Source organism: Pseudomonas sp. MC6, from assembly GCF_054790575.1.
Genome location: NZ_CP186504.1, coordinates 768978 through 795166 on the forward strand (window position 1 = coordinate 768978; position 26189 = coordinate 795166).

At 58.7% G+C, this 26189-nt stretch carries 26 protein-coding genes; 12 read left to right on the forward strand and 14 right to left on the reverse strand.

What is annotated here, in order from left to right:
- Window positions 1–130: 130 nt before the first annotated feature.
- The 3 genes from ACOYXE_RS03550 to ACOYXE_RS03560 form a co-directional block, all read right to left on the reverse strand.
- Window positions 131–532, reverse strand: coding sequence for an ExbD/TolR family protein (locus ACOYXE_RS03550; RefSeq protein ID WP_007918272.1), 402 nt, complete (start codon window positions 530–532; stop codon window positions 131–133).
- On the reverse strand, window positions 532–1218 hold the full coding sequence (locus tag ACOYXE_RS03555; RefSeq protein WP_371857975.1) for a MotA/TolQ/ExbB proton channel family protein: 687 nt from the start codon (window positions 1216–1218) through the stop codon (window positions 532–534). The genes ACOYXE_RS03550 and ACOYXE_RS03555 overlap by 1 nt, the downstream gene beginning before the upstream one ends.
- Before the next feature lie 67 nt (window positions 1219–1285).
- Entirely contained in the window at window positions 1286–2110 is an 825-nt protein-coding gene (locus tag ACOYXE_RS03560; protein WP_160058719.1) for an energy transducer TonB, read from the reverse strand.
- Between the two features lie 1111 nt (window positions 2111–3221).
- On the opposite strand from ACOYXE_RS03560, the gene ACOYXE_RS03565 reads away from it, so the two are divergent.
- Window positions 3222–3845: a glutathione S-transferase N-terminal domain-containing protein gene (locus ACOYXE_RS03565; RefSeq protein ID WP_160058718.1), complete on the forward strand. Its 624-nt coding sequence runs from the start codon at window positions 3222–3224 to the stop codon at window positions 3843–3845.
- A 132-nt stretch (window positions 3846–3977) separates the two neighbouring features.
- Here ACOYXE_RS03565 and ACOYXE_RS03570 read toward each other — a convergent pair whose 3' ends face one another.
- On the reverse strand, window positions 3978–4418 hold the full coding sequence (locus tag ACOYXE_RS03570; RefSeq protein WP_008084932.1) for a CBS domain-containing protein: 441 nt from the start codon (window positions 4416–4418) through the stop codon (window positions 3978–3980).
- Between the two features lie 198 nt (window positions 4419–4616).
- Between ACOYXE_RS03570 and ACOYXE_RS03575 the strand changes: the two genes are divergently transcribed.
- Window positions 4617–6977, forward strand: a complete 2361-nt coding sequence (locus tag ACOYXE_RS03575; RefSeq protein WP_460927747.1) for a DNA polymerase II — start codon at window positions 4617–4619, stop codon at window positions 6975–6977.
- Here ACOYXE_RS03575 and ACOYXE_RS03580 read toward each other — a convergent pair.
- From ACOYXE_RS03580 to ACOYXE_RS03590, 3 genes are all read right to left on the reverse strand, one after another.
- Entirely contained in the window at window positions 6942–7412 is a 471-nt protein-coding gene (locus tag ACOYXE_RS03580; protein WP_460927749.1) for a DUF1810 domain-containing protein, read from the reverse strand. The genes ACOYXE_RS03575 and ACOYXE_RS03580 overlap by 36 nt on opposite strands.
- A gap of 25 nt (window positions 7413–7437) precedes the next feature.
- On the reverse strand, window positions 7438–8259 hold the full coding sequence (locus ACOYXE_RS03585; protein WP_460927751.1) for an aldo/keto reductase: 822 nt from the start codon (window positions 8257–8259) through the stop codon (window positions 7438–7440).
- 152 nt (window positions 8260–8411) lie between these two features.
- Window positions 8412–9560: an aldose epimerase family protein gene (locus tag ACOYXE_RS03590; RefSeq protein WP_460927753.1), complete on the reverse strand. Its 1149-nt coding sequence runs from the start codon at window positions 9558–9560 to the stop codon at window positions 8412–8414.
- Between the two features lie 356 nt (window positions 9561–9916).
- Here ACOYXE_RS03590 and ACOYXE_RS03595 point away from each other — a divergent pair, with 356 nt between their 5' ends.
- The 3 genes from ACOYXE_RS03595 (at window position 9917) to ACOYXE_RS03605 (ending at window position 13111) form a co-directional block, all read left to right on the forward strand.
- Window positions 9917–10666: a hypothetical protein gene (locus ACOYXE_RS03595; RefSeq protein WP_460927755.1), complete on the forward strand. Its 750-nt coding sequence runs from the start codon at window positions 9917–9919 to the stop codon at window positions 10664–10666.
- A 215-nt stretch (window positions 10667–10881) separates the two neighbouring features.
- Window positions 10882–12096, forward strand: a complete 1215-nt coding sequence (locus ACOYXE_RS03600; RefSeq protein WP_160058712.1) for an MFS transporter — start codon at window positions 10882–10884, stop codon at window positions 12094–12096.
- Between the two features lie 229 nt (window positions 12097–12325).
- A complete protein-coding gene (locus ACOYXE_RS03605) occupies window positions 12326–13111 on the forward strand; it encodes a sulfite exporter TauE/SafE family protein (protein WP_077573721.1) in 786 nt (261 codons plus the stop codon).
- A gap of 67 nt (window positions 13112–13178) precedes the next feature.
- On the opposite strand, the gene ACOYXE_RS03610 is transcribed toward ACOYXE_RS03605, so the two are convergent.
- Window positions 13179–13643, reverse strand: a complete 465-nt coding sequence (locus ACOYXE_RS03610) for a GNAT family N-acetyltransferase (protein WP_460927758.1) — start codon at window positions 13641–13643, stop codon at window positions 13179–13181.
- 208 nt (window positions 13644–13851) lie between these two features.
- Between ACOYXE_RS03610 and ACOYXE_RS03615 the strand changes: the two genes are divergently transcribed.
- Window positions 13852–14415, forward strand: a complete 564-nt coding sequence (locus ACOYXE_RS03615) for a DUF4174 domain-containing protein (RefSeq protein WP_460927760.1) — start codon at window positions 13852–13854, stop codon at window positions 14413–14415.
- A 64-nt stretch (window positions 14416–14479) separates the two neighbouring features.
- Here the strand turns inward: ACOYXE_RS03615 and ACOYXE_RS03620 are convergent, their stop codons facing one another.
- Both ACOYXE_RS03620 and ACOYXE_RS03625 read right to left on the reverse strand, forming a co-directional pair.
- Window positions 14480–15109 carry a retron system putative HNH endonuclease gene (locus ACOYXE_RS03620; RefSeq protein ID WP_460927763.1) on the reverse strand — a complete coding sequence of 210 codons (630 nt, stop codon included), beginning with the start codon at window positions 15107–15109 and terminating at the stop codon, window positions 14480–14482.
- Window positions 15102–16463 (reverse strand): AAA family ATPase, encoded by a 1362-nt coding sequence (locus tag ACOYXE_RS03625; RefSeq protein ID WP_460927765.1) that lies wholly within the window; start codon window positions 16461–16463, stop codon window positions 15102–15104. Before ACOYXE_RS03625 ends, ACOYXE_RS03620 begins: the two co-directional genes overlap by 8 nt.
- A gap of 524 nt (window positions 16464–16987) precedes the next feature.
- On the opposite strand from ACOYXE_RS03625, the gene ACOYXE_RS03630 reads away from it, so the two are divergent.
- The gene (locus ACOYXE_RS03630; protein WP_460927767.1) at window positions 16988–17278 is read left to right on the forward strand and encodes a DUF6124 family protein; all 291 of its coding nucleotides are present in this window, start codon (window positions 16988–16990) and stop codon (window positions 17276–17278) included.
- Window positions 17279–17294: 16 nt separating this feature from the next.
- Window positions 17295–17561 carry a hypothetical protein gene (locus tag ACOYXE_RS03635; RefSeq protein ID WP_160058709.1) on the forward strand — a complete coding sequence of 89 codons (267 nt, stop codon included), beginning with the start codon at window positions 17295–17297 and terminating at the stop codon, window positions 17559–17561.
- A gap of 92 nt (window positions 17562–17653) precedes the next feature.
- Here ACOYXE_RS03635 and ampC read toward each other — a convergent pair whose 3' ends face one another.
- Window positions 17654–18820, reverse strand: coding sequence for a class C beta-lactamase (gene ampC / locus ACOYXE_RS03640; protein WP_160058708.1), 1167 nt, complete (start codon window positions 18818–18820; stop codon window positions 17654–17656).
- A gap of 160 nt (window positions 18821–18980) precedes the next feature.
- On the opposite strand from ampC, the gene ACOYXE_RS03645 reads away from it, so the two are divergent.
- The gene (locus ACOYXE_RS03645; protein ID WP_460927770.1) at window positions 18981–19853 is read left to right on the forward strand and encodes a LysR family transcriptional regulator; all 873 of its coding nucleotides are present in this window, start codon (window positions 18981–18983) and stop codon (window positions 19851–19853) included.
- Between the two features lie 128 nt (window positions 19854–19981).
- Here the strand turns inward: ACOYXE_RS03645 and gudD are convergent, their stop codons facing one another.
- Window positions 19982–21325 carry a glucarate dehydratase gene (gene gudD, locus ACOYXE_RS03650; protein ID WP_460927772.1) on the reverse strand — a complete coding sequence of 448 codons (1344 nt, stop codon included), beginning with the start codon at window positions 21323–21325 and terminating at the stop codon, window positions 19982–19984.
- A gap of 40 nt (window positions 21326–21365) precedes the next feature.
- The gene (locus ACOYXE_RS03655) at window positions 21366–22712 is read right to left on the reverse strand and encodes an MFS transporter (protein ID WP_160058705.1); all 1347 of its coding nucleotides are present in this window, start codon (window positions 22710–22712) and stop codon (window positions 21366–21368) included.
- Window positions 22713–23057: 345 nt separating this feature from the next.
- On the opposite strand from ACOYXE_RS03655, the gene ACOYXE_RS03660 reads away from it, so the two are divergent.
- Together ACOYXE_RS03660 and ACOYXE_RS03665 are read left to right on the forward strand one after the other, a co-directional pair.
- On the forward strand, window positions 23058–23771 hold the full coding sequence (locus tag ACOYXE_RS03660; protein ID WP_460927774.1) for a FadR/GntR family transcriptional regulator: 714 nt from the start codon (window positions 23058–23060) through the stop codon (window positions 23769–23771).
- Window positions 23772–23863: 92 nt separating this feature from the next.
- Window positions 23864–24094: a hypothetical protein gene (locus ACOYXE_RS03665; protein ID WP_160058703.1), complete on the forward strand. Its 231-nt coding sequence runs from the start codon at window positions 23864–23866 to the stop codon at window positions 24092–24094.
- Between the two features lie 125 nt (window positions 24095–24219).
- Here ACOYXE_RS03665 and ACOYXE_RS03670 read toward each other — a convergent pair whose 3' ends face one another.
- Window positions 24220–25116, reverse strand: coding sequence for a DMT family transporter (locus ACOYXE_RS03670; protein WP_405123277.1), 897 nt, complete (start codon window positions 25114–25116; stop codon window positions 24220–24222).
- 101 nt (window positions 25117–25217) lie between these two features.
- On the opposite strand from ACOYXE_RS03670, the gene ACOYXE_RS03675 reads away from it, so the two are divergent.
- Window positions 25218–26084, forward strand: coding sequence for a LysR family transcriptional regulator (locus ACOYXE_RS03675; RefSeq protein ID WP_460927777.1), 867 nt, complete (start codon window positions 25218–25220; stop codon window positions 26082–26084).
- Window positions 26085–26189: the final 105 nt, after the last annotated feature.

The following is a 26189-nucleotide window of genomic DNA, read 5'->3' on the forward strand; positions in this document are numbered from 1 at the left end:
GCGGAAAACCACTTTCTTCAAGCAAGCCGATCCCCTCCGAAGACGCATGGCGTTTTTTCGGTCGGCTGATTGCGACGGGAGTCAGCGAGCGGTGCCGGGTGCGTCTCTCAAGGCGCGCCCGGCACCGCACTCAGTGGGTGGTCATCACCGATATTTTGGTGATGCCCGAGCGTTCGATCGACGCCATGGCCTTGGCCACCTGGCCGTAATTGACGGCGGAGTCGGCCTGCAACTGCACGCGGACTTCGGCGTCCTTGGCCTTGACCTCCTTGAGGCTGGCCTCCAGCGATTCCGGGGCCAGCTCGGTCTTGGCCAGATAGAACTTGCCGTCCTGATCGACGCTGACCACCACCGGATCCTTCTTTTCGGCGGGAGCGACGGCGTCGGTTTTCGGCAGGTTGACCTTGATCGCGTTGGTCATCAGCGGTGCGGTGACGATGAACACCACCAGCAGCACGAGCATCACGTCGACCAGCGGCGTGACGTTCATTTCGCTGAGCACTTCATCGCTGTCCTGAGTAGAAAAAGACATCAGCTGGCCTCCCGCACGGCGGCTGTGGTTTTGCTGGCGATCGCCTGACGGCTGATGGAAAACGCACTGCGCGAGGCGAGGGCGTCGAAGTCGTGGGCGAAGTCATCCATGTCTGCCGAAGCGAGTTTCAGGCGACGCAGGAAGAAGTTGTAAATCAGCACCGCCGGCACCGCGACGGCGATGCCGACACCGGTGGCGATCAGCGCGTGGCCGATCGGCCCGGCGACCGCTTCAAGGCTGGCCGAACCGGTTTCGCCGATGCTTTTCAGCGCTTCCATGATTCCCCACACGGTGCCGAACAGGCCAATGAACGGCGCGGTGCTGCCGATACTGGCGAGGATTGCCTGGCCGTTTTCCAGCGAGCGGCGTTCCTTCTGGATCTGTTGGCGCAGGTTGCGCTCGAGGCGATCCGAACGGTTGATGGTGTGCGCCAATTGCTGCGTGGTGCGCGGCGAATCTTCCACCAGCAGCGCCTCGAAACCGCTGCTGGCGATGCGCGCCAGCGAACCCGGATATTGACTGGCGTGCTCGGCGGCAGTGAGCAGATCCGGCGCGCCCCAGAAGGCTTTGGTGAATTGTTTGTTCTGCGCTTTCTGCCGCAGGTACTGCGCCGACTTGACCAGCAGGATCGCCCAGCTGACCACGGAAAACAGCACCAGACCCCAGAGCACGCCGGGGACAATCATCGAAGACAAATCGTTCATGGTGACACCTCGCTTGCGTTATTCGGTTGTGCGTTGATTGAGCGTTCGGTTATTGCGGCAATTTGAAATCAATGGTCTGCGTGGCGAAGCCGTCGATCGGCGTGTCACCGCGTTTGGCCGGAATGAATTTCCAGTTCTTCACCGCAGCGACGGCGGCGTCATCCAGTTGCGGCTTGCCGCTGGACTTGGTCACCGTCACCGAGCCGGCGCGACCGTTGGCCAGCACCTGAATGCGCAGCACCACGCTGCCTTCCCAGTTGCGCCGCAGCGCCAGCGACGGGTATTCCGGCGGCGGATTGCCAAGGCTGGCGAGACCGGAAATCGCTGCCGACTCCTTGACCGGACCCGGCGCGGCGGCAGGAGCCGGTGGCGCGCTCGGGGTGGCCGGGGCAGCAGGCGCGGCGGGTTGTGCCGGAGCGGGTGGAGCTTTCGGCTGCTCGACCTTTTTCACCGGTTTCGGCTTCTCGACCGGTTTTGGTTTTTCGATCGGCTTGGGTTTCTCCACCGGTTTCGGCGGTGGCTTGACCGCGTCCTCGTCTTCCACCGGTTGCTCCGGTTCGGGAGGCGGTGGTGGGGGAGGCGGTGGTGGCGGTTCTGGGGTGGGTGGTGCCGGTGGCGTCGGGCTGGTCAGCTCGACGGTCATTTCCGGAATCTGCGGTGGCGTTGGCAATGGCTCTGTTTTGGATTGCTGGAGAAACCACCAAGCGCCGCCATGTATCAGCGCCGACACAGCCACCAGCAACACCATCTGCTGTTTGTTCAGCCCGCCAGGTTGCGACGTATTGGCTTTAAACGCCGGCCTGCCCGGTGGCGGCGGAATTGGCGCTTCCCGCAACGGCCCCGGCAGGGTTCTGTGCTTTACCGCATCGTTCATTAAAGCTCCCTCGGGTTGATGAAGGGCAATAAGGTGCCGTCCGAACATCCAGGAGATGTTCGAGTGGGTGGGTGCAACTTTCTTCAAGGTGAGCAGAAGCCGATAGTTGAACTATCCGGTAACAAGGCTTTTGCAAACTTACTGGCTTAGCGCCATCGACTTCGAGTGTTCATTAGCCATTCCCTGGTTGTTCTTCTATTGCTTAAGACAACGTTCGGTGTCTCATGCTTGTTACACATAGCAACCGCTGTGCCACATGTTGCTGAAATGTAGAGTGCGTATTTCATGAGTGTTACCCATGTCGCATTTATATAAGTTTTACCCTTGTCGTGGTTTTTCCATGGCGCGCAGATTGCCGTTACTCCAGTCGAGGGAGCTTTTTCACAGGCGAGTCAGGCTGTGCGCCATATCACGCTGATCGGCGGGATAGAGCGGCGGCTTGGCTTGCGGCCAGGGCACTTGCTGGTGCGCGGCGGACTGAATTGGTGCGGGTCAATGTTTTAGCGGCTCACGGGGCATGTTCCTTGTTGTTGATTAAATTAAATCAGTGTTTGAAGTACTGAATAGTTCAAACCCGTGGAGCAGTTTTGGTGCACTTGCAATGGCGTTGAAAGTTATTGTTCGACAATCCTGCTATCGCTCAATGCGTACTGCGTTTGCGTAGTAAATGTCCGAGTCTTATTTAAAAAATAAATAGCACGATGCCGTCGGCCAATAACTCATTGCCGAACGCAGTGCGCTGTCTAGGTGTCAGGTAATAAAGTAAGTGTGAAGGCAGCCGGGACTGTTCGGATGAACTCGGCGGCGAACGGATAAATGCAAAGAGGCTGTGATGCGGCAGAGCGTTTGAAGATTCACGCGGTGAACTCCTGTTGCCAGCTCGGATACGCGAACTTTTGGTTCGGTATCGCACCTTACAAGAACGCGGATAACGTTCGATGATTGCTCTTGGTGCGGGATGGGCACCGCAAGCGCTGTTTTGCGAGGTTTGAATTCGCAAGTCGCGAGTGCATGGGAAAACCGTGCCAAAACCGATACACAGGCAGATTTTTTCTACACCCACGCTACAGCCATCTACCCTGTGGCAATGGTCTTTTCGGGGGGATTGGATATGTACCAGCTCTACGGGCACAGGAATTCAGGCGCAGCCGCCATCGAAGCGGCGCTGGAGCTGTGCCAGATCGCTTACCGTTTCATCGATATCGAAGCCAGCAGCGAAGCCGCCGAGGCGCTGGCCCAGCTCAATCCACTCAAGCAGATACCGACCTTGCAACTGCCCGACGGCAGCGCCATCACCGAAAGCGCGGCAATCCTGATTCATCTGGGCCTGACGTTTCCCAAGTCCGGCCTGCTGCCAGCCAAGGCGAATGATCGTGATCAGGCGATTCGCGGTCTGGTCTACATCGTCAGCAACTGTTACGCGGCGATCGGCGTCATCGATTATCCGGAGCGCTGGCTGCTGATGCCCGATGACGCCTCGCGGCAGAATCTGGTCGCCGGCGCGCGTGAGCGTTTGCACTGGAATTGGGAGGTGTTTGCCGACCAGTTTTCCGCCGAGTTGTATCTGGATGACGAAACGCCGGGGGCGCTGGATGTGCTGGCGGCGGTGGTGACGCGCTGGGCGGGCAGCCGCGAGCATTTGCGCCAGACGCGGCCGGGGTTTTATGCGTGGTTGCAACGGATTGACCGGCATCCGGTGCTGGCACCGGTGTTTGCCCGGCACTGGCCGTCCTGAACACACCACAGATTCAAATGTAGGAGTGAGCCTGCTCGCGATAGCGGTTTGTCAGCCACCTTGTTTTTAGCTGACAGAACGCTATCGCGAGCAGGCTCACTCCTACAGGGGGGGCGGTGGTGTCTTTGGGATTTATTCCCCGCGAATGTACTGCTCCAGCTGTTTGATCAGCTCCGCCTGTTCGGCAATCGCTTCCTTGACCAAGTCACCGATCGACAGCAAGCCGATCAGCTTGCCGTTCTCCACGACCGGCAAGTGCCGCAGGCGTTTGTCGGACATGATGCCCAGGCAGGTGTCGACGGTTTGATGGGTGTCCACGGTGATCACGTTCGCCACCATGATGTCGCGCACCGGTGTGCCCACGGATGAGCGGCCATGCAGCACCAGTTTGCGCGCGTAGTCGCGTTCGCTGATGATGCCGACCACTTTATCGTCTTCGACCACCAGCAAGGCGCCGACGTTTTTCTCGGCCATCTTCATCAGCGCTTCGAGCACCATGTGATCAGGTTTGATCTGGTGCACTTCCTGATTTTTCTGATCTTTGAGCTTGAGCAGTTGGGCGACGGTCTTCATGGCGGTTACTCAGGTGTTGTCGTTGTTCTCCAAGCATCGTAGACGCAAGCGCGCAGGGCAAGGTGGCAAAGCGGCAGATAACACGCAAAAAACGTCATTTGCTGGTTTTTTCCGTGGTTGGCGCCGATTTATCGTCAGGGTCATCCCGGGCAATGCCGCGTAGAATGCCTCTCTGATTCAATTCCTGAGGTTGCAGTGGTGGATTTACCGCAGGGCTTCGTCCTGACCCGACATTGGCGCGATACCCCGGCCGGCACCGAAGTCGAGTTCTGGCTGGCAACCGACGCCGGGCCGCGCCGTGTGCGCCTGCCGCATCAGCCGTCGGTGGCGTTTATCCCCGCCGAGCAGCGCGCAGCGGCCGAACGCCTGCTGCACGACGAAAAGAACGTCGAACTGCGCCCGCTGGCCCTGCAGGATTTCGAGCATCGCCCGGTGCTCGGTCTGTATTGTCAGCAACACGGCCAATTGATGCGCCTGGAAACCGCGCTCAACCGCAACAGTATCGACGTCTTCGAAGCCGACGTGCGCCCGCCGGAGCGCTACCTGATGGAGCGCTTTATCACCGCGCCGGTGCGGTTCAGTGGCACGCCCGATGCCGACGGCGTATTGCTCAACGCCCAGCTCAAACCTGACCCCGATTATCGACCGAAACTACGGCTGGTTTCGCTGGACATCGAAACCACCGAAACCGGCGAGCTGTACTCCATCGCCCTCGAAGGCTGCGGCGAGCGTCAGGTGTACATGCTCGGTGCGCCGAACGGCGACGCCAGCATCGTCGACTTCGACCTTGAATACTGCGACTCGCGCACTGTCATTCTGAAGAAACTCAACGACTGGTTCGCCCGCCACGACCCCGACGCGATCATTGGCTGGAACGTCGTGCAGTTCGATTTGCGCATCCTCCACGAACACGCACGGCGCCTCGGCGTGCCGCTGAAGATCGGCCGTGGCGGGGAAGAAATGCAATGGCGTGAACACGGCAGCCGCAATCACTACTTCGCCTCGGCGGCGGGGCGACTGATCATCGACGGCATCGAATCCCTGCGTTCGGCGACCTGGAGTTTCCCCTCGTTCAGTCTGGAAAACGTCGCCCAGACCCTGCTCGGCGAAGGCAAAGCCATCGACAACCCGTACCAGCGCATGGACGAAATCAACCGCATGTTCGCCGAGGACAAACCGGCGCTGGCCAAGTACAACCTCAAGGACTGCGAACTGGTCACGCGGATCTTCGCCAAGACCCAATTGCTGACCTTCCTGCTGGAGCGCGCCAGCGTCACCGGATTGCCAGCGGACAGAAGCGGCGGCTCGGTCGCCGCGTTCACACATTTGTACATGCCGTTGATGCATCGCCAGGGTTTTGTTGCGCCGAACCTCGGCACCAATCCGCCACAGGCCAGTCCCGGCGGTTTCGTCATGGACTCGCAGCCGGGCCTGTATGAGTCGGTGCTGGTGCTCGATTACAAGAGTCTGTATCCGTCGATCATCCGCACCTTTCTGATCGACCCGGTCGGCCTGATCGAAGGTTTGCAGCACCCTGATGACGCTGACTCGGTGCCGGGCTTCCGTGGCGCGCGGTTCTCGCGCACTCGCCATTGTTTGCCGTCGATTGTCTCGCGCGTTGCCGAGGGTCGTGAGACCGCCAAGCGCGAACACAATGCACCTTTGTCGCAAGCGCTGAAAATCATCATGAACGCCTTCTACGGCGTGCTCGGTTCCAGTGGTTGCCGCTTCTTCGATACGCGGCTGGCGTCATCGATCACCCTGCGCGGTCACGAGATCATGCTGCGCACGCGCAAGCTGATCGAAGAGCAGGGCCACGCGGTGATCTACGGCGACACCGACTCGACCTTCGTGTGGCTGCGTCGTCCGCACGGGCAGGAAGAAGCGGCGGCCATTGGTCATGCGTTGGTCCAACACGTCAACGATTGGTGGCGCGCGCATGTGCGTGATGAATATGGCCTGGAGAGCGCCCTCGAACTGCAGTTCGAAATTCACTACAAACGCTTTCTGATGCCGACCATTCGCGGCGCGGAGGAGGGCAGCAAGAAACGTTATGCCGGGCTCGTCACCCGTGCCGATGGCAGCGATGAAATGGTCTACAAAGGCCTGGAAACCGTACGCACCGATTGGTCGCTGTTGGCCCGGCAATTCCAGCAGGAACTCTACGAACGGATTTTCCAGCGCAAGCCTTATCAGGATTATGTGCGCGACTACGTGCGCAAAACCCTCGCCGGTGAATTCGATGATCGCCTGGTCTACCGCAAACGCCTGCGCCGCACTCTCGACGATTACGAGCGCAACGTGCCGCCGCATGTGCGTGCGGCGCGGCTGGCCGACGACTACAACGCCCAGCACGGGCGACCACGGCAATACCAGAATGGCGGCTGGATCAGCTACGTCATCACCCTGGCCGGTCCCGAACCGCTGGAAGTGCGCCGCGCCGCCATCGACTACGACCACTACATCACCCGGCAACTGCAACCGGTGGCGGACGCGATTCTGCCGTTTGTCGACGACGATTTTTCAACCCTGATCGGGGGGCAACTGGGCCTGTTTTGAGTCGAGCAGTTGCAGCGTCCATTCGTCGAGAATGCCGTGGAAGTAGCGTTCCAGCGCCTGATTGAACACGCTGTCTTCAGCGGCAAACTGGGCGAACAGAGTCATTGAGGAATGGAATTTCAGGTCATCGGGATGGCCGAAAATCTCCGCAATCGAGCGCTGTTTCACCTTCAACACTAACTGCGTGCAAGTCCGCAGGCGTGCGCCGAGCAGTTCATGAGCCAGATAAGCCCGGACTTCCTCGGCCGAACCGATGGCGTAGCGCCGGGACATTTCGCTGCCGCCCAGGCCGGCAAACTGCGGAAAGACAAACCACATCCAGTGGCTGCGTTTGCGGCCCTCGTCGAGTTCGCGTTGCACGCGCTCGAATACCGAATCCTGAGCCTGGACAAAACGTTGCAGGTTGAACGGGTCGTACTGATCAGTGCTTCTCATCGCGAAGCCCTCGCCAGCCGCTGGCTCAGACCATGGCCAGCCGCTGCTTGCGTTGTGGCGCTTGAAACACCTGGTCCAGCGCCGCCAGATCCCCGGCCTCCAGTTGCAGTTGCGCGGCTTGTGCATTGAGTTGCACGTGTTCCGGTCGCACAGCCTTGGGAATCGCAATCACCCCATCCTGACGCAGAATCCACGCCAGCGAAACCTGCGCGGGGGTGACGCCATGACGAGCGGCAATTTCATTCAGCACCGGTTCAGCCAGCATCGCGCCGCCCTGGCCAATCGGACAGTAGGCCATCAGCGGCATGCGCTGGTGTTGGCACCACGGCAGCAGGTCGAATTCGATACCGCGCTCTTCGAGGTTGTAGAGCACCTGATTGGTCGCGCAGACCGAACTGGAGAGTTCTTCGAGGTCATCGACATCGAAATTCGACACGCCCCAACGGCCGATCTTGCCGTCTTCGCGCAGACGTTCGAAGGCCTCGACGGTTTCTTCCAGCGGATACTGGCCGCGCCAATGCAACAGATAGAGGTCGATGTAATCGGTGTCGAGCCGCCGCAGACTGCGCTCGCAGGCCTGCGGGATGCCTTTGCGGCTGGCGTTGTGCGGGTAGACCTTGCTCACCAGAAATACCTGATCGCGCAGGCCGGCAATGGCTTCGCCGACCACGGTTTCGGCACCGCCCTCGGCGTACATTTCGGCGCTGTCGATCAGGGTCATGCCCAGCTCTATCCCCGTGCGCAGCGCCGCCACTTCACGCTTGTGCGCCGAGCGATCTTCACCCATGCGCCAAGTGCCTTGGCCAATGATCGGAACCTGGACGCCGGCCAGTTCGAGGGTACGCATGCAAACCTCCTTGCTGAATGTGTCTATACCTTTTAGTGGGCAGCAGGATAGCTCAGGGGTTCAAAAAGCAAAGAGATCGCCGCGTGCCGCAGCTACAGGGGAACGATCAACTGTAGGAGCTGCGGCACGCTGCGATCTTTTGATCTTCGTTTTTACTTGGCGGAGAACTTCAACACCACGGCGTGGCTGTAAGTCTGCCCCGGATCAAGCCGAGTACTCGGGAAGTCCGGCTGATTCGGCGAATCCGGATAGTGCTGAGTCTCCAGGGTAAACGCGCCCCAATGCGGATACACCTTGCCACCCTTGCCCTTGACCGTGCCGTCGAGGAAGTTGCTGGTATAGAACTGCACACCGGGCTCCGTGGTGAACAACTGCAGCACACGACCGGACTGCGGGTCACTCACCTCAGTCGCTACTTTGCCGATATCGCCCTTGGTATCCAGCGCCCAGTTGAAATCAAACCCACCCTGTTTCGGCTCGGCGAATTTCAATTGCGGATGATCAGCCTTGATGTGCGTACCGATCGCGGTCGGTTTGCTGAAGTCCATCGGCGTGCCGGCCACGGGCGCCAGTTCGCCGGTCGGGATCAGTTTGGCGGTGACCGGGGTGTAATGGCTGGCGTGCAGGGTGGCGACCTGTTTGAGGATGTCGCCATTTCCGGCGCCGGCGAGGTTGAAGTAGCTGTGGTTGGTCAGGTTGAGCACGGTCGGTTTGTCGGTGCTGGCCTTGTAGTCGATGCGCAGTTCGTTGTTGTCGGTGAGGCGATAGGTCACCTCAGTGGTGAGGTTGCCGGGGAAGCCCATTTCACCGTCGGCCGAGAGATAGGTCAGGGTCACCCCGACTGAATCCTTGTCCTTGGTTTCTTGGGCTTTCCAGACTTTCTTGTCGAAGCCCAGCGTGCCGCCGTGCAGCGCGTTGGTCTTGTCGTTCTGCGGCACTTGATAGCGCTTGCCGTCGAGTTCGAACGCGCCTTCGGCGAGGCGATTGCCGAAGCGGCCGATGGTCGCGCCGAAATAGGCGGTGCCTTTCTGGTAGCCCTGCACATCATCGAAGCCGAGCACGACGTCGTCGAACTTGCCGTGCTTGTCCGCGACTTTCAACGATTGCAGGGTCGCGCCGTAGGTGATGACGGTGGCTTGCATGCCGTGGCTGTTGCGCAGGATGTATTGCTCGACGGGCGTGCCGTCATTGGTTTTGCCGAAGGCTTTGTGTTCGGCGCTGAGGCCGGTCGCGTTGGCGGAGAGGGTGGCGATCATCAGGGACAGTCCGAGGCCGGAGAGCAGGTGACGGGATTGAAGCATGGTTGACCTTCCTTTTTATTGTTGTTTTCAAATTGCTGCTGATGCTGTGTAGGAGCTGCCGAAGGCTCGGGCCGCGTTCGGACGATCTTTTGATCTTGGCTCTAAAAACAAAGTCTAAAGATCGCAGCCTGCGGCAGCTCCTACAGAATAACTAGTCATGCTATTTGTATGCGCAGTGAAGATTTATAGTCGATTAATCGTTTATTTCAACAATAAAGACAGACTAATTGGTTGGGCAGGCATTGCCGAAGGTCGGCTGGTCGTGCGCACCACTGCACTTTTTCGCAATCAGCGGCTCTATCCATGGCCAGGATGCGGTGACTCCCGCCGCACAGGAATGTGCCTGTTCGAGATTTATGCCGAGAGTTTTTGCCCTGATCACTGCTTTTTTCCGCCGCCCGTGCCTGTTGCTGGCGTGTTTGTCGTCGCTGCTGTTCAGCGGTTGCAGCCACCAGGACGGCAACGGCTTCTTCAATCAGATGCGTGAAGGGAAGCCGCAGGAGTTCCTGCAGACCAGCGTCGACCGCATGGCCACGCTGGCGATGCGCGACAACCTCAGCAGCCTCTATCGCTTGCAAGCCAAGCTGTACCTGCGCAACCCGGACGAGCTGCGCAAGTCAGGCTTTCTCAACATCCATGCCGCTGTGAAGCAGGTGCGGATGGCCGTAGAGCAGCAACAGCCGCTGCCGGTGTTGGGTGGTCGAAAGGATCTGGCGGCGCTGAGCTATGCGATGAGCCCGGAGTTTCTCGGTGACCGCGTCGGCGCGTTCATCTATGCCATCGGCAGCATGCTGGTCACCGCCCATGGCAATCGCACCGAGTTCTATATGACGGACGCGATCAACCCGACGTTCGTTCACAACGCCGCACGCAATATCGAAAAAGCCACGTGGATCTTGTCCCAGCGACAGAACAAGGAAGGTCAGCCGCTGCTGTTTTCCAATGAGATCTCGGAGGAGGGCAGCAACCTGAGCTTCGCCACCGAGTTCGGCAAAATCGTTGCGCGACTGGACCTGATCACGCAGATGCTTGATGAGCGTTACCGGCGGATCGGCCTTAACTACGCGCAGAGTTTGTTGTTCCTGAATTTCTTGCCGGTGCAATAACCACCGCGATGGTCTGCAAACACCTTTCCCCTGTAGGAGCTGTCGAAGGCTGCGATCTTTTGATCTCGCTGTTTATAAGGTCAAAAGATCGCAGCCTTCGGCAGCTCCACAGGGATTTGGTGTTGTGTCAGTCCTTACGGTGTGGGTGGCGTGGCACGGGGATAAGTTGTATACAATCATCCGCCATAGTTGAGTCAAAAGGAGCAGCCCCCGTCATGACCGACCCCGCCAGTGCCGATTTCAGCCGCGTCGACCGCACCGTCCGCGCGGACAAACTGCCCTATGCCGCGTTGCTGGCGTTTGCCATGACCGGGTTCATCGCCATCCTCACCGAAACCCTGCCCGCCGGGCTGCTGCCGCAAATAGGTGCCGGCCTCAATGTCAGCGAAGTGCTCGCCGGGCAATTGGTGACGCTGTATGCATTGGGTTCGATTGTCGCGGCGATTCCGCTGACCGTCGCCACGCGTGGCTGGCCTCGGCGCCGGGTTTTATTGATGACGGTCGGCGGGTTTCTGCTGTTCAACACCGTCACCACGTTCTCCAGCCATTACGGCCTGACCCTGGTCTCGCGCTTCCTCGCCGGGATGGCGGCGGGGTTGTCGTGGGGGATCATGGCCGGTTATGCGCGCGGCATCGTGCCGGTGCATCAACAGGGGCGGGCGCTGGCGATTGCCATGCTCGGTACGCCGGTGGCGCTGTCACTGGGCACGCCGGCAGGGACGTGGCTGGGCAATCTGATCGGCTGGCGTGCGTCGTTCGGGATCATGTCGGCGCTGGCTCTGGTGCTGGCGGCGTGGATTTTCATTGCGGTGCCGGATCGTCCGGGGCAAACCAGCGAGGAGCGTCTGCCGCTGCTTGAATCGCTGCGCCTGCCGGGGGTGCGGCCGGTGTTATTTGTTGTGCTGACGTGGATGCTCGGACACAACATTCTCTACACCTACATCGCACCGTTTCTGATGCAGGCCGGGCTGGCTGACCGGGTCGATCTGGTGCTGCTGGTGTTTGGCCTGTGTTCGCTGGTGGGAATCTGGATTATTGGCATGCTGGTGGATCGCTGGTTGCGCTGGCTGACGTTGATCAGCCTTGCGGTGTTTGCGTTGACCGCACTGGTGTTGGCGTTGGCAGCGCCGTCGCCGCTGGTCATTTACGCCTGCATGGCGGTGTGGGGCTTGTCGTTTGGCGGCTCGGCAACCTTATTGCTCACCTCTGCGGCCGACTCTGCTGGCGATCACGTTGACGTGGTGCAGGCGATGCTCACCACTTCGTGGAACGTGGCGATCGCCGGGGGTGGGTTGTTTGGTGGCTTGTTGCTCGATCGGGCCGGGGCGATGTCGTTCCCGTGGGCGCTGCTGATTCTGTCGCTGATTGCCCTGGCCACGGTGTGGATCAACAAAAACCACAGCTTCAAGCCAGGCCGGCGAGTGCATTGATCTAAGGCTCACCAAAAATCCCCTGTAGGAGTGAGCCTGCTCGCGATAGCGGTCTATCAGTGACGAACTCAGTGACTGAAACACCGCTATCGCGAGCAGGCTCACTCCTACAGTAAAGCGGTGGTGAGTTCGATATGGCATAACGATAGACCGCATCGATATATGTGGTTATAAGAAAAATCGCTATGCTGCGGGCCAGATTTTTCCTGTCGTTTTTCTGGACGGTTTAATGGAATTGGCAAATTTCGGCCTGGTGATTGCCGGGCTGGTGGTGGGTTTTATTGTCGGCATGACCGGTGTCGGCGGTGGTTCGTTGATGACGCCGATCCTGCTGTGGTTCGGCATCAACCCGGCAACGGCGGTGGGCACTGACCTGTTGTACGCCGCCATTACCAAATCCAGCGGCGTCCTCGTTCACCGCAAGAACAAAAACATCGACTGGGCCATCACCGGTTGGCTGACCCTCGGCAGCGTGCCGGCGGTGGCCATGACCCTGTGGTTCCTCAGCACCCTGCACACCGCGCCGGACGCGATGAACGCCATCATCAAACAGGCGCTGGGCTTCGTCCTGTTCGCCACCGCGCTGGCGATCTTCTTCAAGAAACGCTTGCTCGAGTTCGCCCACAAACGCGCCGGCGGCAACTACAACCCGAGCGGTTCACGGCTGAACGTGATGACCGTGATCACCGGTCTGGTCCTCGGCACCATGGTTGCCCTGACCTCGATCGGTGCAGGCGCCCTCGGCACCGTCGCGCTGTTCATCCTCTATCCGCTGCTGCCGACCCGTCGCCTGGTCGGCACCGAAATCGCCCACGCCGTGCCGCTGACGCTGGTCGCCGGTCTTGGCCACGCGAGCATGGGCAACATGGATTGGGGTGTCTTGGGCTTCTTGCTGGTCGGCTCGCTGCCAGGCATCTGGCTCGGCAGCCACCTGACCGGGCGCATCTCCGATGAAGTGCTGCGCCCGTGCCTGGCGACGATGCTGGTGCTGATCGGTTACAAACTGGCGTTCTGATCCGACTTCAATTTCTGCAACGGAACATCAAGCTGTGGCGAGGGAGTAAGCGCCCTCGCCATACGGGTCAGCGTTGGAAGGTGTATTTCATCACCGTCACCGGCAAATCGTCGTAGACCAGCTCTTCAACCACCTCCCAACCCAGTCGTGCATACAGCGACTGCGACGTGTCGGTGTACAGATACAACTCCCGCACCCCCAACGCCGCCGCTTCTGCAACCACTCGATTGACCAGTTGCGAAGCAATCCCGCGCCCACGTTCCTCAGCTTTTACATAAACGCCTGCCAGCCATGGCGTCAGGTTCGGTCGCAGCTTCAGATCATTTTCGATCAGCAGCGCACCGCCCAGCAAACGCGAACCTTCAAGCGCCACCACCACGCTGGGCACTGCACCTTTGCCACAAGATTCACGCATGTGTTCGATGCGGTGTTCGACGGTTTGCCCGGGACGAAACTCGCCCCACTCCTCGAAGTTGAGTGTGGCCAGTTCCTCGATCAATTCGGGGTGATCGCACAGGTAATCGATATGCATACGAGGAAACTCCATTCCATTGGCAGAACCACCACCCTAATGCGGTCATAAAAGGTAATCAAATCCGCGTTGCGATCACCTCGGATATGTTGCGCAATGTCGCGCCTGTCCTAAGCTTCTGACTAGGCGGAAGATATTTGCCGGGTTGTCCCGGAACAATCGCCACGATGCGCAATCATTAGAGCGTGGATATCAAAAGGAGATGCGCATGCTCATCAGGTCATTGACCCTGACACTCTTGCTGGCGATTGCCGGCCCCTTGTTCGCCGCTGACAACGATTCGCCCATCGCCGGGGACATGGGCCGCGCCCGACCGCTGATCGTGATCGCACAAAGCACGGTCGACCCCGTGTGGGTGGCTTTGAAAAAGTCGCTGGAGGATCCCGCCAACAAAAAGGGCGTCACCGACCGCAACATCAAGGTCTACACCATCCTCAACATGTCCGGCCAGCTCGACGGCAAGGACATGGGTCAGCAAGACACCATGGCGCTGCTGCGCTCGCTGAAGCTCGGTGCCGGGGCGTATCCGAAAGTGTTCCTGGTGGGCAAGGACGGCGAGACCAAACTCACGGCCTCCGGGGATGAGGCGAAGTCGGTGGATCTGAAGAAGATCTTCGACACCATCGACGCCATGCCGATGGCTGAGAAAGAAGCGGCCGCTGCGGCTCAAGCGCCGGTTGCTGCTACGCCGGAACCGGCGAAAGGTGCGAAGAACGCTAAACCCGCCAAGCCTGCAAAACCAACCAAGCCGCCGGAAATGCCGGATGATTGATCGATTTTTGTAGAGACGATTTCACGTCAAAGGGGCGAGAGGATTCAATCTTCTCGCCCCTTTTTTATGCTGGCATTTGGCGAATGATGTTCACCAGTACGGGGGAGAAGGGGTCGAGTTTATGCGCTTTGGGAAGAAGTAGATCATCCAGGAGCAGGTCGAGTATTTCCTTGTCCTCGATCTCCGGCAATTCGCCAGGTTGGACCCCGACCTTGTAAATCAGTGCTTCAACCAAGGTTCTTCTTCTGCCGATAAGTGCTCGATTACTCTCTTCGGTGTGACCCAGATTCAACGCCTCGATGGCTTCTTCTGCGCGCGCGGTTTTTCCTGCGACCAGCCCTGAAAGATAGAACTTGAGTTCGGTTTCACACTCATCCATGAAAGGAGTCAGCCGCAGCGGCTGTGTTCCTCGACCATGTCCGCAATGCGGACGGTTCTCGCAACTGGCTACGATGTTGCTGAAATCCAGTGTGCGATTGTGTACTCGATCCTGAGCCTCAACATGCTCATTGTGAGAGCCATTAATTGTGATGGACTGGCAGCAATAGGCGCACAGTCCGAACTGTTCGGCGATGCAGGCGGCGCGGACGGATTGACGCTCTTCGGGCGGCAAGTCGGGATAAGTGGCGGTTTTGTTTTTCAGCTTCCATTTTGCAAGCGAATCCGGCTCAGTTCCTTTGATGATCTTACGCACGACGCAACTCCAGTTTGCGGATCAGTAGAGCGGCTTTTGCCAGCTCGATATGACCTTCGGGGAGTTCCGAAGAAAGTTCGACGAAAAGCGATTTGGCTTTCTCGAGATTACCGTCCTGCACCTCGTTAAGCAGTCGGTTCAGGCGCTTCTGCACGTCGCTGTTGCGGATGTCGGTGTCCATGACTTCCAGAAGTACCTGATTGGCGTCGAGTCCGTACAGGCCGTTGTGTTCGTGAAGTTCTCCGTCATCAAGGACATAAACCAGCACATCTTTGGCGTCACTGATGACCAGCGGTGAGTGGGTGGTCAGGACGAATTGGCAGTTGGGAAACGTTTCGCTCAGGTTACGAATCAAGCTGCGTTGCCATTTCGGATGCAGATGAAGATCTACTTCGTCGATCAGCACAATGCCGTCACCGTGCAGTGGGTTCTCCAGCGATTGGTTCATCATGGCCAATCGGCGAGCAATGTCGCCTACCAGTGCCATCATTAATTTCTCGCCCTGAGATAGTTGGGCGACGTTAAGGGTTACGCCGTTTTTGTCGATTGCCATGTGCAGACGGGGTTTGCGCTGGACCCGAAGGTTGGCAAACCCGGGCATAAAAGCACTAATCGCCGAGCGAACTGCCGTTAGTTGGGGATCACGTGATGATGCTCTTAATTTGGACAGAGTTTTCCACGCGTCACTGTCGGTGCCGAGCTTTACGGATATTTCGGCTAATGCAATATCGGAAATGCCGGTTTCGTTTTCGCTGTCTTCTCGTTGGCGAAACCATTCGAAGAAACGACGGAAGTCGACGCCACGGTTTAGTGAGTTGTCGTAGCCGTCGAGTTGATCGAAGGTGTGCTTCGTCTTGATTTTTAAGGGGATTTCTATAACGGAGCGTTCAACCGGGTAGTAAGCAATTAGAGGGAGGGAGGCTTTGTCGTTAGCGGTTAGATGGGTGCGGTAATGATCTGCGAGACGAGTCGCGTCCAGCAATTCACTTTGGATAGAAAATTTCCGGCCGTGCTTGCCGCGAGCGATTCCCCACGAGAATACGACGTCTTGACTCTTGGGCGGTACTGAGGGGCGCTGTGACGTATCAACTAGCCCAATGTAAATTGCACCTGCAACACCACCATTGCTTATGTCCTCGTCTGTCAAATGACTGCCAATACCTTTTTCGGTACGAATTCTGGCAACCAACCAACTGAGTGAGATGGCTAACGCTTTTAAGATGGTGGTTTTTCCGGCGCCATTGTTCCCTACCAAAACGGTTACGTTGGAAGAGTGGTTTGGGGTCGGTGCCAAAGGAACAGTCAATTCAGCGAATCGACCAACATTCTTAAGGCTAATACTGAAAATTTCCATTACAACGCCCTTTGGGGGTCAGTCGGTTTGAACGCTCGGGCACGCATTATGTCATTCCCACCGGCAGATTGATTCGATGCAGTGTAGATACAACGAATTCAGTCAGTAATTAAAAGTCGTTGCAGCATATGCCGGCCGAAATGTCTTACACAAAGCTCCTTCAGACCCCGCAGATTTTTCCTGCAAGTCGCGGCGGCGGTGGTGAACTGGTGGGTTTGGGGGAGGAGGGATAGTCTTCTTTGGCCGCTGCAAAACACAGTGGTCGGGTGTGGAAGTCCGGTGTTGGTCGTGAGCGCATGTGCGCCTGTGAACACATGTTGGCGGTTTTTATGCCAACATTGTTTGCTTATGGCAGCTATGCGCAGGAGCACTCTCGAGTGCACCGGGTCTCTCGACCTCCCCGGACTTCCACCCCTGCGCAAAGCTGCCACCCTCTCGTGGAAGTGAGTTTGGCAGTTTTTTCTCCCATGTTTAGAGGTCATTTACTTATGAAAAAACCAACGCCAAACCCTCCCGAATCCCCTATGGATTCAGGATCCTTCGACGCCAACAACCCCCGCTTACGCAATCCGCATCACCCCGATCCCATCAGCCATCTCTTCACCATCCTCCCCGATATCGATACGCCCACGCTGCTCTGCCACGCTTGTGAAACCCTCGCTTCACTGAACGTTCTGACCACTGACCTGGCCGATGAGCTCCAAGGCTCGCCGCGCAGTCTCGCCTTGTCGATTCAGCAGTTGGCAATCCTCGGCGAGTTGCTGGTCAACCGCGCGCTGGACAATCTCGACCCACCAGCGGCGACGCAACATTAAACAGGGAGGTTCAAACATGGCTCGATACATACCCATAACCGGCATCGACTGCACCATTCCCTGCCTGCTGATCGACCGCGAAGCACCGGTGGATGTGCTGCATGGCACGGCGGCTTACCGTTTGCGCTGTGTGACGCAGTTGATGGAGACACTGACGTTGGGTGACGGCAAGGGACATGATGCCTTGCTGCTACAGGATTTCGCCCGGGTGATGGCGATCCCGTTGCGTGACAGTTGCGACTTGATGGATGTCATCGGCTGGAAGTTGCAGGCACAGCTTTAAAGACAAAAGATCGCAGCCTGCGGCAGCTCCTACAGGATCGGGTTTTCACTCGGTCAATGTAGGAGCTGCCGCAGGCTGCGATCTTTTGATTTTCAGTCAGCAACAGCGCTAAGAATGTTGTGGGCGATCTTCACCCGCTCAGGAATCGGGAAGTTCTTGTTGGCCATGATCACGATGCCAATGTCTTGGCTCGGCACAAACGCCACGTAAGTCCCGAAACCACCGGTAGAGCCAGTCTTGTTGATCAACACGTCATGCGGTTGCGGTTGCGGCGGATTCAGCCACTGCACCTTGTGTGCCTGCATGGCCATTTCCGTCGAGTTGCCCGCCAGCAAACGATCGAGGCTGATCGGGTAGCGGTACATTTCCCAACCCAGGCCTTGGGTCATGTCGCCGACGGTGTAGTAACCGGTGTGGGTGTTGGCGATGGTTTTTTGCAGGGACGCTTCAAGCGTTTCAGGTTTCAGGTTGGCCTGTACGTAACGCAGCATGTCCACCGCGCTGGTTTTCACGCCATAGGCTTGTGCATCCAGCGCGCCGGGCGTGACGCGCACCGGTTTGCCGTTTTTGTCATAGCCCTGCGCATACAGCTCCATTTGCGCGGCAGGCACGCTGAGGTAGGTGTGCTGCAAACCGAGTTTAGGCAGCAGAGTTTGTGTCATCGCCTGATCAAACGGTTGGCCGAGGCTTTTCGCGGCCAGATAACCGAACAGGCCCAGACTCGGGTTGGAGTACTGGCGATGGCTGCCGGCGGGATATACCAGTTTCCACTGTTGGAAATAGCCGAGCATCTTGTCAGACGAATCCGAGTCGTCCGGGAATTGCAGCGGCAAACCGCCGGCACTGTAGGTGCCCAATTGCAGCACGCTGATGTTGTCGAAGGCGCTGCCTTTCAGATCAGGCCAGAGTTGGCTGGCCTTGGCCGACAGATCGAGTTTGCCAGTCGCCTGGGCGTACCCGGCGAGGGTAGCGGTGAAGGTTTTGCTCACCGAGCCGATTTCGAACAGGGTGTTTTCGCTGACTTTTTGCCCGGTGTCTTGGCTGGCGACGCCGTAGTTAAAGTAATGCGCCTTGCCGTTGATGGTCAGCGCAACGCTCAGGCCGGGAATGTTCTGCTGCTGCATCACGGGCGTTACCGCGTTGTTGACCAATGCTTGCAGCTGCACAGCGTCGGGCGCAGCGGCTAGGCAGGATGTGGCACCGAAAAACAGGCCGAAAGCGGCGCAGGAAATGACTTTGCTCGATTGAATGGATGGCATGAATGAACCACTCTCCATGAGTGTTGATAGCGTTATCCCGCTACACTACGGGCGATTTCTGTGTTGGGCGACTGATCAGCGCCGCCAATTTAGTCAGCTCGATGCCAATCGACAAACGACGAAAACTCGCACGAGCCATTAGAAAAATTTGGGACTGGGCATGATTCGACCGCAATTGCCGCTCAACGCACTGCGCGCCTTCGAAGCATCGGCGCGGCATTTGAGCTTCACCCGCGCCGCCGTGGAACTGTGCGTCACGCAAGCGGCGGTCAGCCATCAGGTCAAAAGCCTCGAAGCGCAACTCAACGTGACCCTGTTCAAACGCCTGCCCCGTGGGCTGATGCTGACCAGTGAAGGCGAAACTTTGTTGCCGGTGCTGAGCACCTCGTTCGATCACATCGCGCAGATCCTCGAACGCCTCGCTGGCGGACAGTATCGCGAAATGCTGACCGTTGGCGCGGTGGGTACGTTCGCCGTGGGCTGGCTGTTGCCGAGGCTGGCGGACTTCCGGGCGAAACATCCGCTTATAGATTTGCGGCTGTCGACCAACAACAATCGCGTGGATGTCGCGGCGGAAGGGCTGGATTACGCGATTCGCTTCGGTGCTGGTGCGTGGCACGGGATCGAGGCGACGCGGTTGCTCGAGGCGCCGCTGTCGGTGTTGTGCGTGCCGGAGATCGCTCGGCAATTGCATTCGCCGGGGGATTTGTTGCAGCAGACGTTGTTGCGTTCCTATCGCACCGATGAATGGCCGGAGTGGTTTCAGGCCGCAGGGCTGGCGACTCAAGCTGCACCGCCGCAGAGCATCGTTTTTGATTCGTCGCTGGCGATGATGGAGGTCGCTTTGCAGGGTAGCGGGGTGGCATTGGCGCCGCCGCTGATGTTCGCCCGGCAACTGGCGGCAGAGGCGATATGTCAGCCGTTTGCGATTAAGATTACGACGGGGAGTTACTGGTTGACGCGGTTGCAGTCGCGCCCTGAAACGACGGCGATGACAGCGTTCAAAACCTGGCTGCTGCAAATCTCTGGTTAATGCAAAACCCTTGTAGGAGTGAGCCTGCTCGCGATAGCGATGCGTCAGTCAACATTTACATCAACTGACACACCGCTATCGCGAGCAGGCTCACTCCTACAGGGACCGTGGTGGATTGGAGATCAGGTTCAGCGCACCAGACACGGCCGCTTGTTATCGAACTTCCACCCCGGAATCAGAAACTGCATCGCCACGCTGTCATCGCGTGCGCCGAGGCCCATGCCTTTATATAGCTCATGAGCCTTGGCCACTTGATCCATATCCAGTTCGACACCCAGCCCCGGTTTCTTCGGCACTTGGACCAGACCGTCGACAATTTGCAGCGGTGCTTTGGTCAGGCGCTGGCCGTCCTGCCAGATCCAATGAGTGTCGATCGCGGTGATCTCCCCCGGCGCAGCAGCGGCGACATGGGTGAACATCGCCAAGGAAATATCGAAGTGATTGTTGGAATGCGAACCCCAGGTCAGGCCCCATTCATGGCACATCTGCGCCACGCGCACCGAACCCTGCATGGTCCAGAAGTGCGGGTCGGCCAGTGGAATGTCCACCGACTGCAACTGGATCGCATGACCCATTTCGCGCCAGTCCGTGGCGATCATGTTGGTGGCGGTTTTCAGCCCGGTGGCGCGGCGGAACTCAGCCATCACTTCGCGACCGGAATAACCGTTTTCCGCACCACACGGGTCTTCGGCGTAGGCGAGCACCTGATGCTGGTCGCGGCACAAACGAATAGCTTCTTTGAGTGACCACGCACCGTTCGGATCAAGGGTGATGCGCGCCTCGGGAAAGCGCTCGGCCAGCGCTGTGACGGCTTCGATTTCGGCATCGCCGCTGAGCACGCCGCCCTTGAGTTTGAAGTCCTTGAAACCGTATTTCGTGTGGGCCGCTTCGGCGAGGCGCACCACGGCTTCGGCGGTCATGGCCTTCTCGTGACGTACGCGGAACCAGTCGTTGTCGGCGTCTGGTTCGCTGCGGTAGGCGAGGTCGGTTTCGCGCTGATCACCGACGTAAAACAGATAGCCGAGCATCTTCACTTCATCGCGTTGCTGACCTTCGCCAAGCAGCGCCGCCACCGGTACATCGAGATGCTGACCGAGCAGATCGAGCAGCGCGGCTTCAAGACCGGTGACCGCGTGAATGGTGATGCGCAGGTCAAAAGTCTGCAGGCCACGACCGCCGGCATCGCGGTCAGCGAAGGTCTGGCGGACTTGATTGAGAATCTTCTGCCAGGTGCCGATCGGGCTGCCGACCACCAGGCTGCGTGCATCTTCCAACGTCTGGCGAATACGTTCGCCACCGGGCACTTCACCGACGCCGGTATGGCCGGCGTTGTCTTTGAGAATAACGATGTTGCGGGTGAAAAACGGCCCGTGGGCGCCGCTCAGGTTGAGCAGCATGCCGTCGTGACCGGCCACCGGGATGACTTGCATATCGGTGATGATCGGAGCTTTGGCGATGTCGTGTGCAGTCATGGTTTTTATCCTTCTTATTCGCAATCTTTAAAAATGGACGTCAGGCGTGCTTTGGCGCGGCATCGGCCACGGCGATATCAGCAGCAGGTTTCGGTGTGGTGCGTGCGAAGAAGACGATGATCGCGGCGATGATTGAGGTCGCGGCCAGGCCATAGAGGCCGCCCTGAATCGAGCCGGTGTGTTCTTCGAGCAGACCAAACGTGGTCGGCGCGACGAAGCCGCCTAGGTTGCCCACCGAGTTGATCAGCGCGATCACCGCCGCAGCGATGCGCGCATCCAGATAGGCCTGCGGAATCGGCCAGAACAGTGACGAAGCGGATTTGAAGCCCAGCGCGGCAAAACAGATCGCAACGAAGGCGAAGATCGGCCCGCCGGTGGTGGACATGAACATCCCCGCAGCGGCGATCAACAGGGCGGTGGCGACCCACGCCTGCTGGTGTTTCCACTTGGCCGAGAACGAGGCGAAGGCGTACATGCCGATGATCGACAGCAACCACGGAATCGAGTTGAACAAACCGACCTGGAAGTCGCTCATCTCACCCATTTTTTTGATGATGCTCGGCAGCCAGAATGTAGCGGCGTAGATGGTCAGTTGAATGAAGAAGTAGATCAGGCAGAACAGGATGATCTGGCGATCTTTGAGCAGTTTGCCCATCGATGGCCGGATCGGTGTCGCGGCTTCGCGGGCTTTCTGTTCCGCGTCGATGGCATTGACCAGTGCGTCCTGCTCGGCGCGGCTCAGCCATTTCGCGTCGTGGGGTTTGGCGTCGAGCCAGAACCAGACGAACACGCACAGGCCCACCGAGAACATCCCTTCAATGAAGTACATCCATTGCCAGCCGTGCATGCCCAGCCCGTTGATCTGCAGGAGCAGGCCGGACAACGGGCCGGAGATCAACGAAGCCACGGCGGAGCCGCTGAGGAAGATCGCAATCGCTTTGCCGCGTTCGGCGCCGGGCAGCCAACGGGTGAAGTAGTAGATCACCCCGGGAAAGAACCCGGCCTCGGCCACGCCGAGCAAAAAGCGCAATACGTAGAAGTGGGTTTCGTTCTGGATGAACGCCATGCCGGCGGCGACCAGGCCCCAGGTGAACATGATGCGGGTCAGCCAGATGCGTGCGCCGACTTTCTGCAGCAGCATGTTGGAGGGTACTTCGAACAGTGCGTAACCGATGAAGAACAGACCGGCGCCGAAGCCGTATGCGGCGGCACCGATGCCGAGGTCGTGTTCCATGTGGGTGCGGACGAAACCGATGTTCACCCGGTCAATGTAATTGACGATGAACATGATCACAAAGAGCGGCAGGACGTGGCGTTTCACTTTCGAGATGGCCGACGCGAGTGTCGAATCGACGCCCTCGTTCATCCCGGAGACGGAGGTTTTCACTTGGTTTTCTCCCACTGATTATTTTTATGCGGGGTAGGGCGGGTGCTGCGTTGTTGATAGACATCATACAACTGAGATTTTTTGTCCTACAAGTGGGGAGAGCCGATTAATTTTATCTGGAAGGTCGGTTTCTTATGCTTTTTGGTATTCTAGCCTTGCGCTTATTGGGTTTTATACTTTGGGGAGCGCGATAAATTTCCCCTGCTGCGCACGAGTAATTTTCAAGGAATCCTGATCTTCTCCGATTTATTTGAATGTTGTCATACAAGTTGAGGCGCTAGAATCAATCCCGTCAGCCAGCCTCGCAATGCTACGATCGGCAAGCCCCGATCACCGGAACCGACCATGCAAGAAGATATCGACGCTCCTGCTCGCAAACGTGCGCACAACCTCGCCCATGACTTGGTGGAGAAGCTCACCCAGAGCATCCTGCTCGGTCAGCTGACGCCCGGCGATAAACTGCCCTCGGAAAATTCCATCGTTCAGGAACACGGCGTCAGCCGCACGGTGGTGCGTGAGGCGATTTCCAAATTGCAGGCTTCGGGACTGGTGGAGACGCGCCACGGCATCGGCACGTTCGTCATCGAGCGCGCGCCGGAGCAGGGCTTGCGCCTGAATGTCGATACCGCGCTCGGCGTGCGCAGCATTCTGGAATTGCGTCTGGGCCTGGAAACCCAAGCGGCGGCGTTGGCAGCGCAACGTCGCACGGAGCCGCAATTGCTGCAAATGCGTCAGGCGCTCGACGACTATCAAAGTCTGCTGGATAACAACGACAGTTGTGTCGAGGCGGATCGACGCTTTCATCTGCTGATTGCAGAAGCCACGGGTAACGTCTGTTTCAGCGAGATCATGCAGCACCTGGGCAGTGCGATGATCCCGCGTAACCGGATCAATGCTGCTGAACGTGGCGCGGCGGATTTGAGCAAGCTCGGGCAACTGGCCCATCTGGAGCACGAGGCGATTCTGAACGCGATCAAGCGTCAGGATGCGGATGCCGCGCGCGCTGCAATGTGGCTGCACCTGACCAACAGCCGCGACCGCTTTTCCGCGCGGAGTTGAGCGCCGCTCGTCTGTTCGATAGCACGCCGCCAACCGGCCTGATTCCAAGTTGTACGGCCCGGGTTTTCCGGACCTCCTTGGTGAGGTGTGTCATGGCTAATGATTTGCTGTTTCAGGGCGGTGTGCTGCCGACCGATCCGACCCGGCCGCTGCCTGGTACCGATGAACCGACCTTGGCCGATCACGATGCACCGATGGGAATGCCCCCCGGGCGTGATCCGCTGAGCGATGCTGATCGTCCCGAAGACTGGCAGGATCCGGCGGCTGATGACGATGTACCGCCGGCGGATGAGCCGACGCCGTTGTCCGATGATCGGCGCTGAACCTTGGTTTTTCGCTGGATTTACCGGCCCTTTCGCGAGCAGGCTCGCTCCCACATTGGAACGCATTTCCCTGTGGGAGCGAGCCTGCTCGCGAAGACGGCATACGCTTCAGAACAGATTTCAGATCAGACCCCGGCAGCCCTAACCACCCCAACCCGCCGCTCCAGATTCAACGCCAACACACTGATCAACACCACCACGGAGCCCACCAGCACCAGTAACGTCGGCCGCTCAGCCAAACCAACCGACGCAATCGCCATCGCCGTCGGCGGTATCAGATACAACGTCATTGTCGCCCGACTCAGATCCACATGCTTGAGCACAAAGCCCCAGGCCAGATAGGCCAGCGCACTGGGAAATACGCCCAATGCCAACACCGCCCCTTGCGCCCGCAGCGGCGCATTCAGCACAGCTTGACCCAGCCCAGGCAGATAGATCAGCAGCATCAACGTCCCCGACCACACCGCATAACAGGCCAGGCTGAAGCCGTCGTATCGCCGCGCATGATGTTTTTGCAGGGCGAAGTAAACGCTCCATGACACCGCCGCCAACAGGATCAGCAGGGCATGCGCATCAATGTCGCCCAAGCCCTTGTCGCCGCTGACTACGATCACCACGCCAACAAAACCGAGCAACACACAACCCCAACGCCAGGCGCTGACCTGATCCTTGAACACGAACCGCGCCAGCAGCGTGCTGAACAGCGGACTCGATTGCGCCAACACACTGGAAGCCCCGGCACTGACGCTTTGCTGGCCGATGTTCAGCGCGACATGATGCAGGCTCACGGCGAAGAAACCCAAAGCGAACAACAGCGGCACATCACGCAGGTGTGGCAGGCGAACGCCTTTGAAGGCAGCAATCAGCGCCATGAACAGCGAGGCCAACAGAAACCGCAGCAACGCCAGATGTCCGGGAACGTAGGCTTGCAGACCAATGTGAATGCCGGTCGGTGAATAGGCCCAGCAACCGACGACAAATGCCATCGCCAGGAGGATTTTCAACGGGGAAGGGTGCGGCATGATCGGGCGCTCGGTGGTGTCGATACGCCGAGTATCCAGGTGCCCGATCATTCGCCACAACTGACTTATACTGCGCTGAATGCTCACTCAGAGTGATTGGTATGGAACTGGCACAAATCCGTATGTTCAAGACTGTGGCCGAGGTCGGCAGCATCGCCCGGGCGGCGGAAAAGCTGTCCTGCGTGCCGTCGAACATCACCGCGCGGATCAAGGCACTTGAGGCCGAGTTGGGCGTTGCACTGTTTCTGCGTGAGGGTCGCGGGTTGCGCATCAGCCCGGCGGGGCAGACGTTTCTGGTCTATGCGGAAAAGATTCTGGCGCTGACCGTCGAGGCCAAACGCGCAGTCGATCCTTCGGCCGAGCCGTCCGGGCCGTTGCGTATCGGCGCGATCGAATCCTCGGCGACCGGGCGCTTGCCGCGCTTGCTGGCGAAATTTCACCAGCGCTATCCGCAGGTGGCGCTGGAACTCACCACGGGCACTTGGGGGCAATTGCTCGACGACACCGTCAGCCATCGTCTCGACGGGGCGATTGTCGCGGTGGATGTCGAGCGTTCGCAGCTCAAGCGCACGCCGATGTATCGCGAAGAGCTGTTGTTGATCGCGTCGACCTCGTTTGGGCCGGTACGCGGCATCGATGATCTGCAGGACAAAACCGTGTTCATGTGGCCGCAGGGTTGTCCGTATCGCGCGGCGCTGGAGCATTGGTTGTTGCGTCAGGGCCAGGCGTTGCCGATTGTCAGTCTGGCCAGTTATGGCGCGATTGTCGGGTGTGTGAGTGCCGGGGCGGGGGTGGCACTGGTGCCCAAGGGCGTGTTTGAGCAGTACGCGAAAGGGGCCGGGTGTGTGGGGTATGAATTCCCGGAGCTGACGGCCGTCGACAACTTGTTTTACTGGCATGAAAACGCCGGGGTGCATCCGGCGCGGGAGGCGTTTGTGGCGATGTTGCGGGAGGAGTTTGTTGCTTGACAAAGGCTACCCTCATCGGAACGCCGCCCGCCCAGCCCTCTCCCAAAGGGAGAGGGGGCCGACCGAGGTGTCTCGGGTTATACGCCGACCTGAACAATCGAGTCG

Coding starts and splice junctions, on each gene's coding strand:
- ACOYXE_RS03595 (WP_460927755.1), top strand. CDS start 9,917: ATGCCGAGAGTTTTTGCCCTGATCACTGCTTTTTTCCGCCGCCCGTGC.
- ACOYXE_RS03675 (WP_460927777.1), top strand. CDS start 25,218: ATGGAACTGGCACAAATCCGTATGTTCAAGACTGTGGCCGAGGTCGGC.
- ampC (WP_160058708.1), bottom strand. CDS start 18,820: ATGCCATCCATTCAATCGAGCAAAGTCATTTCCTGCGCCGCTTTCGGC.
- ACOYXE_RS03585 (WP_460927751.1), bottom strand. CDS start 8,259: ATGCGTACCCTCGAACTGGCCGGCGTCCAGGTTCCGATCATTGGCCAA.
- ACOYXE_RS03630 (WP_460927767.1), top strand. CDS start 16,988: ATGGATTCAGGATCCTTCGACGCCAACAACCCCCGCTTACGCAATCCG.
- ACOYXE_RS03615 (WP_460927760.1), top strand. CDS start 13,852: ATGCTCATCAGGTCATTGACCCTGACACTCTTGCTGGCGATTGCCGGC.
- ACOYXE_RS03590 (WP_460927753.1), bottom strand. CDS start 9,560: ATGCTTCAATCCCGTCACCTGCTCTCCGGCCTCGGACTGTCCCTGATG.
- ACOYXE_RS03555 (WP_371857975.1), bottom strand. CDS start 1,218: ATGATTGTCCCCGGCGTGCTCTGGGGTCTGGTGCTGTTTTCCGTGGTC.
- ACOYXE_RS03600 (WP_160058712.1), top strand. CDS start 10,882: ATGACCGACCCCGCCAGTGCCGATTTCAGCCGCGTCGACCGCACCGTC.
- ACOYXE_RS03670 (WP_405123277.1), bottom strand. CDS start 25,116: ATGCCGCACCCTTCCCCGTTGAAAATCCTCCTGGCGATGGCATTTGTC.
- ACOYXE_RS03560 (WP_160058719.1), bottom strand. CDS start 2,110: ATGAACGATGCGGTAAAGCACAGAACCCTGCCGGGGCCGTTGCGGGAA.
- ACOYXE_RS03610 (WP_460927758.1), bottom strand. CDS start 13,643: ATGCATATCGATTACCTGTGCGATCACCCCGAATTGATCGAGGAACTG.
- ACOYXE_RS03605 (WP_077573721.1), top strand. CDS start 12,326: ATGGAATTGGCAAATTTCGGCCTGGTGATTGCCGGGCTGGTGGTGGGT.
- ACOYXE_RS03645 (WP_460927770.1), top strand. CDS start 18,981: ATGATTCGACCGCAATTGCCGCTCAACGCACTGCGCGCCTTCGAAGCA.
- ACOYXE_RS03565 (WP_160058718.1), top strand. CDS start 3,222: ATGTACCAGCTCTACGGGCACAGGAATTCAGGCGCAGCCGCCATCGAA.
- ACOYXE_RS03550 (WP_007918272.1), bottom strand. CDS start 532: ATGTCTTTTTCTACTCAGGACAGCGATGAAGTGCTCAGCGAAATGAAC.
- ACOYXE_RS03570 (WP_008084932.1), bottom strand. CDS start 4,418: ATGAAGACCGTCGCCCAACTGCTCAAGCTCAAAGATCAGAAAAATCAG.
- ACOYXE_RS03660 (WP_460927774.1), top strand. CDS start 23,058: ATGCAAGAAGATATCGACGCTCCTGCTCGCAAACGTGCGCACAACCTC.
- ACOYXE_RS03635 (WP_160058709.1), top strand. CDS start 17,295: ATGGCTCGATACATACCCATAACCGGCATCGACTGCACCATTCCCTGC.
- gudD (WP_460927772.1), bottom strand. CDS start 21,325: ATGACTGCACACGACATCGCCAAAGCTCCGATCATCACCGATATGCAA.
- ACOYXE_RS03580 (WP_460927749.1), bottom strand. CDS start 7,412: ATGAGAAGCACTGATCAGTACGACCCGTTCAACCTGCAACGTTTTGTC.
- ACOYXE_RS03625 (WP_460927765.1), bottom strand. CDS start 16,463: ATGGAAATTTTCAGTATTAGCCTTAAGAATGTTGGTCGATTCGCTGAA.
- ACOYXE_RS03665 (WP_160058703.1), top strand. CDS start 23,864: ATGGCTAATGATTTGCTGTTTCAGGGCGGTGTGCTGCCGACCGATCCG.